At 73.6% G+C, this 9,724-nt stretch carries 7 protein-coding genes; 4 read left to right on the forward strand and 3 right to left on the reverse strand.

The window, feature by feature from the left end:
* Nucleotides 1–445: 445 nt before the first annotated feature.
* The gene (locus ACFV04_RS33375) at nt 446–901 is read right to left on the reverse strand and encodes a hypothetical protein (RefSeq protein ID WP_380534583.1); all 456 of its coding nucleotides are present in this window, start codon (nt 899–901) and stop codon (nt 446–448) included.
* Between the two features lie 265 nt (nt 902–1,166).
* Between ACFV04_RS33375 and ACFV04_RS33380 the strand changes: the two genes are divergently transcribed.
* Complete coding sequence (locus ACFV04_RS33380) at nt 1,167–1,937, forward strand: hypothetical protein (RefSeq protein WP_380344705.1); 771 nt, start codon at nt 1,167–1,169, stop codon at nt 1,935–1,937.
* A 197-nt stretch (nt 1,938–2,134) separates the two neighbouring features.
* Here the strand turns inward: ACFV04_RS33380 and ACFV04_RS33385 are convergent, their stop codons facing one another.
* Entirely contained in the window at nt 2,135–4,483 is a 2,349-nt protein-coding gene (locus ACFV04_RS33385) for a glycosyl hydrolase family 18 protein (RefSeq protein WP_380534585.1), read from the reverse strand.
* A 284-nt stretch (nt 4,484–4,767) separates the two neighbouring features.
* On the opposite strand from ACFV04_RS33385, the gene ACFV04_RS33390 reads away from it, so the two are divergent.
* Together ACFV04_RS33390 and ACFV04_RS33395 are read left to right on the forward strand one after the other, a co-directional pair.
* Complete coding sequence (locus tag ACFV04_RS33390) at nt 4,768–5,460, forward strand: class I SAM-dependent methyltransferase (RefSeq protein ID WP_380534587.1); 693 nt, start codon at nt 4,768–4,770, stop codon at nt 5,458–5,460.
* The gene (locus ACFV04_RS33395) at nt 5,457–6,098 is read left to right on the forward strand and encodes a hypothetical protein (protein ID WP_380534589.1); all 642 of its coding nucleotides are present in this window, start codon (nt 5,457–5,459) and stop codon (nt 6,096–6,098) included. Before ACFV04_RS33390 ends, ACFV04_RS33395 begins: the two co-directional genes overlap by 4 nt.
* Nucleotides 6,099–6,384: 286 nt before the next feature.
* On the opposite strand, the gene ACFV04_RS33400 is transcribed toward ACFV04_RS33395, so the two are convergent.
* Nucleotides 6,385–8,730, reverse strand: a complete 2,346-nt coding sequence (locus ACFV04_RS33400) for a beta-galactosidase trimerization domain-containing protein (RefSeq protein ID WP_380534591.1) — start codon at nt 8,728–8,730, stop codon at nt 6,385–6,387.
* A 330-nt stretch (nt 8,731–9,060) separates the two neighbouring features.
* On the opposite strand from ACFV04_RS33400, the gene ACFV04_RS33405 reads away from it, so the two are divergent.
* A complete protein-coding gene (locus ACFV04_RS33405) occupies nt 9,061–9,648 on the forward strand; it encodes a TerD family protein (protein ID WP_360257589.1) in 588 nt (195 codons plus the stop codon).
* Nucleotides 9,649–9,724 lie beyond the last annotated feature (76 nt).

Here is a 9,724-nt window from a genome sequence, read left to right on the forward strand (position 1 = left end):
TGTCCCCGCGTCGGCAGTTACGACGGATACCGCTGCCCGGCGGTGGGACGGCGGCCTCCGGACGGCGGGTCCGGCTGGCCGGTGCGGCGGTCGGCGTGGTCGCGATGTGCGCGCTGGTCACCGGCGCGACCGCCTCCGGCGCCGAGCACACCGGAGGGCACCCGGACGGCCCGGCCGTGGACATCTGCGTCTGCACCGGGACCGACGTCTCGGTGTCGGTGGGGCCGGGCGGCAGCGTGGGCGTCGGTGTGGGCGTCGACGTCCAGGTCGGCGTCGGCGTCGCTCCGAACGTCGGCAGTGGACACCACGACCACGAGCCCCGGCCCGGGCACCACCCGTGCCACACGCGCCGGGCCACCCCGTTGCCGGCCGCGCCCTCCTCCTCGGCGGGCCTCCGGCCGGAGTACGGACGACCGGGCGACGAGCACGGGGGACACGACTGGCATCACCACCCGTGCCCGAGTCCGACCCCCACTCCGACGCCGACCCGGACACCGACACCCACGCCCACGCCGACACCCACGCCGACACCCACCCCCACTGCGACCCCGACGCCGACGCGCACGGCGACGCCGACCCCCACGCCACCGCCCTCGCCGCTCCCCTCTCCACCCCCGCCCCCTCCGCCGCCGCCCGCGCCCGCACCGCCACCGGCCGTTCCCGCGCCCCCCGCGCCGGCACCTCGGGTGCCCGCGCCGGTGCCGCCCGTGGCCGCGTCGGCACCGCCGGTGCCCGCCGACCCGGTGCCCCCGAGCCCCGCCCCACCGAGTGCGGCGCGCCCGAGTCCGGTGTGGCCGACCCCGGCCGCGCCGCCGACGTACCGCGTGCCGGCGTCGAAGCCGGTGGCCATGCCGCAGCGCCACCAGGGCACCCCGATGACCACCACCCTCGTGCTGATCATGGTTCCCGGCGTGCTCGCCGGAGCGGCCCTGCGTCCGGGGCGGGGCCAGGGCCGGGGCCGCGCGGGCCGGTCCTGACGGACCGCGGGCCGCACGCTCGCCGTCCGCCCCGTGGCCGTTCTCCGGTCCGCGGCCGTCCCCCGGCCTTCCGTGCGAGTTCCCTACGAACTCCGGTACGTCCCAGGCCTTTCCGTACGTCCCTGAGCTTTTCGTACGTCCCCTGAGCTTTTCGATCCGTCACAAGCCAAGCCAGAGAAGGGAGTTCCCATGTCCGAATGGGTGGCATTGACCATCGCCATGGCGTCGGCCTGTGCCGTCGTGGTGGCGGTGGTGCTGCTGAGGACCCGCCGGACGAGCAGTGAGGAGAAGACCGACGAGACCCCGGACGTCATCGAGTACATCACGATGATGATCGGCGTCGTCTACGCGATCGTCCTCGGTCTCGCCATCGCGGGTGTCTGGGAGGGACGCGGCGCGGCCCAGGACGACCTGTTCCGCGAGGCGCAGTCGCTGCGCGAGGTGAGCGACCGGGCGGTGGTCTACCCGGCCGAGGTCCGCGACCAGGTGCGGGCCGACGTGGACGCCTACGTCACGTACGTGGTGAACACCGAGTGGGCCTCCATGAAGGAGAACGGCGAGATCACCGAGAAGGGCGACCAGCTGCTGCAGAAGCTGCAGACGGACGTCGCCACCCGGCCGCCGGCCTCCGACCTGGAGGCGCAGGCGTACCAGCCGATCATGGACCGGATCAGCCAGGCCTCCGAGGCCCGCCACGCGCGGGGTGAGAACGCCGGTCCGGGGATGCCGGGGATCGTCTGGTTCGGCCTGATCGGCGGCGCGGTGGTGACCGTCGGCATGCTGTTCGCCCTGCAGATCCGGCGCACGCGGCGGGAGCTGGTGCTGGCGCTCTGCTTCAGCGCGCTGATCGCCTTCCTGCTGTTCATGATCTGGGACTTCGACGACCCGTACTCCCGGAGCGTCTCGGTGACCACCCAGCCGTTCGAGGACCTCTTCCCCTCGCTGGACCTCAAGGGCTGACCCCCATGGGGCGGCGTCGGTGACCGTCCGGTGCCGCCGCGCTGACGGCCCCCGCGGTCCCGGAAGCGAGCGTCTCCAGGGCGCCCGTTTCGGCGCCCGGACCAGCGCTCGGATCGGCGCCCGGACGGACCGGCGCCCGGACGGCCCACGCGGAATCCCGCATGGGCCGTCCGGCGTGCGCGCCGACCGGCGGACCGTCAGCGCAGGCTGCCGTCCATCGAGTCGAGCATCGTGCCGGCGGTGTCGTCGTTCTCCAGGGAGAAGGCGAACAGGCCGCCGAGTCCCTTGCTCCTGGCGTAGGCCCCGCGTGCCTGGACGGCCTGCGGGGTGTCGCCGGTCCAGAAGTTGGTGCCGTCGTAGACCCAGCTGCTCTCGGTGACCGGGTCCCAGTGGGTCTGTGCCGCGGTCGGGTCGAGCTCCTTCCAGGCGGCCAGGCCGGCTTCCTGGCTCATCGGCTTGGCGGCGGTCGGACCGGTCGCGCTCTGGTACAGGCCGGAGTTCGGGCCGGCCGGCACACCGGTCCAGCCGCGCCAGTAGAACGGGATGCCCAGAACCAGCTTGCTCGTGGGGAAGCCGCCGGGGATGCCGTACTCGGGCAGCCCGGTGGTGTACGCGGCGACCGTGGTGTCCACGTTGTACTTGCGGGTGCCGGGGGTGATCGGCGTGGTCGGGTCGGCAGGGCTGTCGTGCAGCGGGTCCTGGTGGTTGGTCGGACCCTTGGCGTCCCACGCGCCGTGCATGTCGTAGGACATCACGTCGGCGTAGTCCAGGTAGGCGCCGATCCTGTCGGTCTCCAGCTGGGCGACCTTGTCCTGGCCGCTGGGCAGTGCGGCGGTCAGCAGGTAGCGCTTGCCCTGCGCGGAGCCGAGGGCGTCCAGCTGGGTGCGGAACTCCTTGAGCAGCAGCGTGAAGTTCTGCTTGTCGGCGGGCGCGTAGTGGTTGCCGGTGTGGCCGCCGGCGGAGCCCGGGTACTCCCAGTCGAGGTCGATGCCGTCGAAGATGCCCGCGGCCGAGGCCTGGCCGCCCGAGGCGTCACCGGCGACCCCGGTCGGCAGGTTCCCCTTCAGGAACATGTCGACGCAGGAGGAGACGAAGGCCTTCCGGGAGGCGTCGGTGGCCGCCGCGTCGGAGAAGTACTTGGAGTACGTCCAGCCGCCGATCGAGATGGTGAACCGCAGGTTCGGGTTCTTGGCCTTGAGTTGGCGCAGCTGGTTGAAGTTGCCCTTGAGCGGCTGCTCCCAGGTGTCGCTGCTGCCGTCCACGCTGGTGCCGGAGTTGTAGTCGGCCTGGTAGTCGGCGTAGGCGTCGCCCGCGCCGTCGCCGGCGTCGGGGTCGGACTCGTTGGTGGAGTCGGAGGCCTTCACCGCCTGGAAACAGGTGAACCTGGTCGGGTCGATGTTGGCGAACGCGTAGTGGATGACGTCCAGCTTGGCGGCGGCGCCGCTGGTGACCACGTTCTTCGGGTAGTAGGCGTTCTCGTAGATGCCCCACTGGTCGAAGTAGGCCGAGCGGACCGGCTGTTGCGCGGGGGCGGCTCCGGTCGTGGTGCTCACCGGCGCGGACTGGGCGGAGGCGTGGCCTCCCGAGTAGCCCTGGACGCTGAAGGTGTAGTCCCTGCCCGGCAGCAGGGAGCTGACGGCGACCGAGGTGCCCATCGAGGTGGCGACCAACTGGCCGTTGGACCACACCTTGTAGGCGACCGGGCCGTCTCCGCTGGTGAGCGTGGAGGGCTGCCAGGTGAGCACGACCGCGTCGGAGGTGGTCCGGGTGACCGCGATGCCGGTCGGGGTGGTGACCTTGCCGTCCCCGGCCGGGCCGCCGGAGGTGGCCGTCGGGGTCGGGGTGCCGGTGGTGGGGCTGCCGGTCGCGGTCGGGCTGCCCGTGGCGGTGGGGCTGGCGGATGCCGTGGGGCTGCCCGTGGCCGTGGGGCTGGCGGATGCCGTGGGGCTGGACGTCGTCGTCGGGCTGCTGGAGGAGGTGGGTCCGGCCGGGCCGGTCAGCGTGAGGTCGTCGGCGCCGTAGGCGCCGGTGCCGTACCAGCCGTGGGTGAAGACGGTGACGGAGGTCGTCGAGGCGCCGGTGGTGAACGTGGTGCTCAGCCGGTTCCAGCCCGTTCCGCCGGGCGTCCAGGCCGAGGAGTTGACGCCCGTTCCGGTGGCGCCGAGGTAGACGTAGCTGCCCTGCACCCAGCCGGCCAGGGTGTACGTGGTGTTCGGCTGGACGGTGACGGTCTGCCGGCACTGCGCGGTGTCGGAGGCCGAGGCGGCGCCGCTGAGCGCGTGGGTGCCGCCGTGCACCGGGGTGGTGACGACCGAGCCGTTGGCGCAGATCCAGCCGGACAGGGTGCCGGTTTCGAAGTCGCCGTTGGCCAGGAGGTTGACCGGGGCGGCGGAGGCGGAGCCGAAGGTGAGGGCGAGGGCGGCGCCACTGGTGGTGAGGGTGGCGGCCAGGGCCAGCGCGGTGGCCCTTCTGCGCTGGGCGGCCCGGCGCCCGGTGCGCTCCTCGCCGGAGCGGTCGGGCCGTGCGGGCAGGACGCGGTCGTGCATGCGGTGGGTCCTCCGGATGTGTGGGGGTTCCGGCGGTGCGGTGGCCCGGACGGGCCGTGGGGAGCCGGCCCGGGCGCGGTGGGGGCGCGCGGGCGGGTGACGCGTGCTGACGGGCGGTGCGCGGACGCGGCGGACGGCCGTCCCGGCCGCGTCCCGACTGAACAGATTGGACTGGACCAATATTCGCCGTCAAGGGTGTCCGTCCGCTGGACCGTCCCCGGCCTGCACCGCGGCGGCCCGGTAGGTTGACCGCTACGAACAGGCCGTCGAACGGAGGAGGCGCGATGGACAGCCAGGACTGGGACGACCGCTACGCCGCGAGCGAGCTGGTGTGGGGTGCCGAGCCCAACCGGTGGGTGGTCCGCGAACTGACCGGCCGCACCCCCGGCCACGCCCTCGACCTCGCCGCCGGTGAGGGCCGCAACGCCATCTGGCTGGCCGCCCGGGGCTGGGAGGTCACCGGACTGGACTTCTCCGCCGTCGCCCTGGAGCGCGCCGAACGGCTCACCGCCGACCTGCCCGACGGGGTCGCGGACCGCCTCACCTGGCGCCACGGCGACGCCCGCGCCTTCGAGGCCGGCGCCGCCGGGTACGACCTCGTCCTGGTCGCCTACCTCCAGCTGCCCGCCGGGGACCGCCGTACGGTGCTGCGCCGGGCCGCCGACGCGCTCGCCCCCGGCGGCACCCTGTTGGTCGTCGGACACGACCTGAGCAACCTCACCGAGGGCGTCGGCGGCCCGCAGGACCCGGCGGTGCTGTTCACCCCGGAGGACGTCCTCGCCGACCTCGCCGACCTCGCCGACCTCGCCGACCTCGCCGACCTCGCCGACCTCGCCGACCTCGCCGACCTCGCACTGCGCACCGTCCGCGCCGAGCGGGTGCACCGGACGGTCGGCGGCGAACCCGGTCACCGCAGCGCGGGCGCGGAGGGTGTCGCGGTGGACGCGCTGGTCCGGCTGGAGCGGGGCACCGCGTGACGGTCCGGCCCACCCGGCGCGCCCTGCTGGCGGGGCTGGCGGGGGCGGCCCCGCTCGCGCTGGCGGGCTGCGCCGTCGGGAGGCAGCCCGCCGCCCCGGCCGGGCCGAGCGACCCGGGTGGCGAGGCGTTCGTGATGGTCATCCGGCACGGCGAGAAGCCCGACGCCGCACACCCCGGCCTGAACGAGGCCGGCCGGCCGGACGGCAAGTCGCTGACCGAGCGCGGCTGGGCCCGGGCCAACGCCCTGCCCACGCTGTTCACGCCGCCCGCGCCCGGACTGCGCGCCCCGGCGTGGATCACCGCCGCCACCGACCGGGGCCCGTCGGCCGGCGCACACCGGATGCGGCAGACCGTCACCCCGCTGGCCGCCAGGCTCGGCCTGACGGTGAGCACCGGGTTCGCGGAATCCCAGGAGTCCCTGCTGGCAAGGGAGGTGCTGTCCTGGTCCGGACCGGGGCTGATCTGCTGGGAGCACTCGCGGATCCCGCGCATCGTCGAAGCGCTCGGCGCGGCCGACTGCGGTGTGCCCCACGTCTGGCCGGACCGGTTCGACCCGATCTGGGTGCTCTCCCGGTCGGCCGTCGGGGTCTGGACCTTCCACGAGGTCCGGCAGCACCTGCTGGACGGCGACGACTGATCCCCTCGCGGCGTACGGGCGGTCTGATGGAGCGTCAATCATTCTGCTGCGTACGAGGATCCGCGCGCCCGTGACGGTGCCGGCGACCGCTGTCCTGCTGCTCGCTGTCGGCGCGGCCCCCGGCTCCGGCCCCGAGCCCGAGGGCGGGCCGCAGTCCGGCCCCGAGTCCGAGGGTGGGCCCGGGCCGACCCCGCCGCCCTCCGGCGGATCCCCGTTCCGGTGCTCTGACCGGCGGTGCCGGTCGCCACCGCCGACGGCTGCGCGGCCGACGACGACCGGCGGGCCGTCAGCCCGCGGTGACGGTCACCACCGCGTACTGGGCGACGGTCAGCGGCACACTGACCGTGCCGCCGGTGACGGTGTAGGGGACGGGCTTTGGCGCGGGGTCGATGCCGTCCGGGCTCGCGACGGTGACGGCCGTGACGTCGGCCCCGGCCGGGAGGGCGTAGGAGAGCGTGCAGTTCGCCGGCGTGGTGGCGAAGGCGGCCGGGGTGTCACCGAAGGCGGTGAAGTTCACCAGGTGGACCACGGTGTCGCCGCCGAGCTGCCGGGCGTCCAGGAAGATCCGCCGGTCCCCGGCCAGGGTGACCGCGGGCGGCGCGGACTGCCGGACGGCGGTGAGCAGTTGGTCCGCCGAGGCCTGGTCGGTCCTGGTCAGGTAGCTGAGCCCGGCCCGCGCCTTGACGTACCAGCAGGTGCCGTTGCCGTAGGAGTTCTGCCTGGTGGCGGGCAGCGGGTCGGCCCGGCGCAGGCCGAGTACGTCGGAGAGGGCGAACTCGCTCCGCTGGCCGCCCAGTTCGTCGAGTGCGGTGGGCGCCGGTCCGGTGATCACGACGGTGCCGCCGGCCGCGACGAAGGCGCGCAGCAGGGCCGCCTCGGCGTCCGACACCGCCTGCAGGTCGGGCAGCAGCAGGACCTTGTACCGGGCCAGGTCGTCGGCGGTCAGGCCGGGGCTGGTCACCGTGTCGAAGGGGACGTGGGCGTAGACCAGCGCCTTCACGGTGCCGCGGAACTCGCCCAGCCAGGGCACCTGCGCGCAGCTCATCTGCGGGTCGTCGCCACCCCACCAGTCGGTGATCCCGGCCGGGGCGGTGGGGTTGACGTACATCCCGTTGCCCTCACCCGGGGCGACGTAGTCCCGGGAGGGGGCGGAGTGGTACACCCCGACCCGGGCGATGGAGGCCGGGTCGTAGAGCTTCTGCTGGTTGGTCCGCACGAAGCGGTACATCCGGGTGCGCATCGCCGCGTCCACGGTGTCGTTCTTGTAGGGGGTCTTCACCTCGTACGGGTTGCAGCCGGCGGCGATCAGTTGGGACATCACGAGCGAGGCGTCGTCCGGCTGCCAGCCGTAGGAGAACGCCCAGGCGGGCTTGGTGCCGCTGGCGGCGCGGGCGTACTTGTACATCGAGATCAGGCAGACCCAGTCGGAGGCGGTGGCGTGCCGCATGCCGTCGTAGTTGCCGAGGATGTCCACCTCCCAGACCTGGGCGACGGCGCCGGGGGCCTGCCGCAGGTAGCCGCCGTCGAGGCCGATCGAGGTGGCGTAGCGGTAGTCCATCGAGACGGTCTCGACGAAGGTGACCAGGTCGGGGTTGACGGAGCGACCGGCGTCGGCGATGTCGAGCTGGAAGCGGAGCAGGTTGCGGTGGCGCCACTCGACGTAGCGGCGGAAGACCGGGTCGGTGAAGTTCGCGGCCCTGGGCAGGGCGAGGCCGGTGTCGGCCTTGAAGGCGGCGGCGCCCCAGGTGGAGGCGTCGCACCAGGAGAGCACGCCGTCGAAGTAGATCGGCACGTCGGGCCAGATGCCGTCCACGCCGGTCGCCGCCACGCCCTTGATCCGCTTGAGGTAGTAGTCCCGCCAGGGCGAGTTCGGGCTGAGCCAGACGCTCTCGTCGCCCGGGTCGACCCAGACCACCACGCTCCCGTAGAACACGTTGGGCTTGCCGGCGAGGTCGCGCTGGACCCAGTTCCTGCCCTGGTCGTTCTTGTAGAAGGAACGGCCCTTCTCGCCGCCGGGGGAGATCAGCTCCAGCGACGGGTAGTACATGACGACCTTCATCCCGGCGGCGTGGGCCAGGCCGATGAAGGTCTTCACCTCGGCCATGTGGGCAGCGAACTCGGCGTCGGTCAGCCAGTTCGAGAGCAGGGTGTCCAGCTCGACGACGCTGACCTCCTGCGCCTTCAGGGCGTCGACGGCGCTCTGCATGTCGGCCGGTTCGTTGAAGGTGCCGTCGGCGATCCGGGCGTAGCGGGCCCAGTCGGGCCAGGCCTGGGCGGCGGCCGGCTGCGCGGCTCTCGCGGCCTCGCCGGGTGCCACGGCCGCGCCGGGTGCGGGCGCCGGTGCGGCCGCGAGAACGGGCCCGGGGGCCGGTGCTGCGGCCCAGGCCCGGCCGCCGGGCAGCAGGCGGAGGGCGGCCAGGGCGCCGCCCGCGCCGAGGCCGGCCCGCAGCAGGCGTCGGCGGCCCAGGCGGGTGGCGGTGGCGGCGCTCGTGGGCGCTGCCGCGGTGTGGTGGCCAGTGGCACGGTCGGCGGCGGCGTGGTCGGCGGCGCTGTGGTGGTCGGCGCTGTGGTGGTCGGCGGTGTGGTGGTCGGGGGCGGTGCGTTGTTCGGTTCCTTCGTGCTGCTCGGGCATGGTGGTCCCCCCAGCGTGAGTCGTACCCGGGAACGGTGGCGAGCGGAGCGTGGTGGAGGCGGAACGAACGGTGTGCGAACAGCCCGTCGTCGCGACCGGCGGCGCCTCGGGGCCGACCCTAGACCGTGGGCTGCCCCGGTCGTTCGGCCCCGGTCCACGGCTACGTCAGACGTCGGACCACCGGTTCCCTCAGTGTGCGGACCGTTGTCGGGGGTGAGTCACGGGGGAGCGCGGGGTAGGGGTGCTCGCAGGGCGCCGTCGGATGATCAGAAATTTTTCTACAGTGCTGTAGATTCGCGGCACGCGGCGGTGCAGAACGAGGAGGACGCGATGAGCGTTTCGCTGGCCAAGGGGCAGAAGATCAGCCTGGAGAAGCCGGGCGGTGGGCAGCTGAGCGTGGTCCGGATGGGGCTCGGCTGGAAGGCAGCGGAGCGCAAGGGCTTCTTTGCCAAGCTGCTCGCCGCCGGCCGGGAGATCGACCTGGACGCCTCGGCGGTGCTGTTCGCCCAGGGGAGGCCGGTGGACGTGGTCTTCTTCCAGCACCTCACCAGCAACGACGGCTCGGTGCGGCACAGCGGGGACAACCTGGTCGGCGGTTCCGGCGGTGCGACCGACGACGAGTCGATCACGGTCGACCTGACGGCGGTGTCGGCCGAGGTCGACCAGATCCTCTTCACCGTCAACTCCTTCACGGGGCAGACGTTCCAGGAGGTCGAGGCGGCCTTCTGCCGGCTCGTGGACGAGAGCACCGGCGCGGAGCTGGCCCGCTACACGCTCACCGGCGGCGGCCCGTACACCGCGCAGATCATGGCCAAGGTGCAGCGCACGGCGGCGGGTTGGCAGATGACCGCGATCGGCCAGCCGGCCGGCGGGCGGACCTTCCAGGACCTGATGCCGGAGCTGGTCAAGCATCTCTGAGACCCCGGGCTCCGCGAGGAGTCCGGGAGGGGGCGGCACCCGCCCCGGAGGGGGGCGCGGTTCCCGGTGCGGGAAC

The organism is Kitasatospora sp. NPDC059599 (assembly GCF_042735125.1).
GTDB lineage: Bacteria > Actinomycetota > Actinomycetes > Streptomycetales > Streptomycetaceae > Kitasatospora.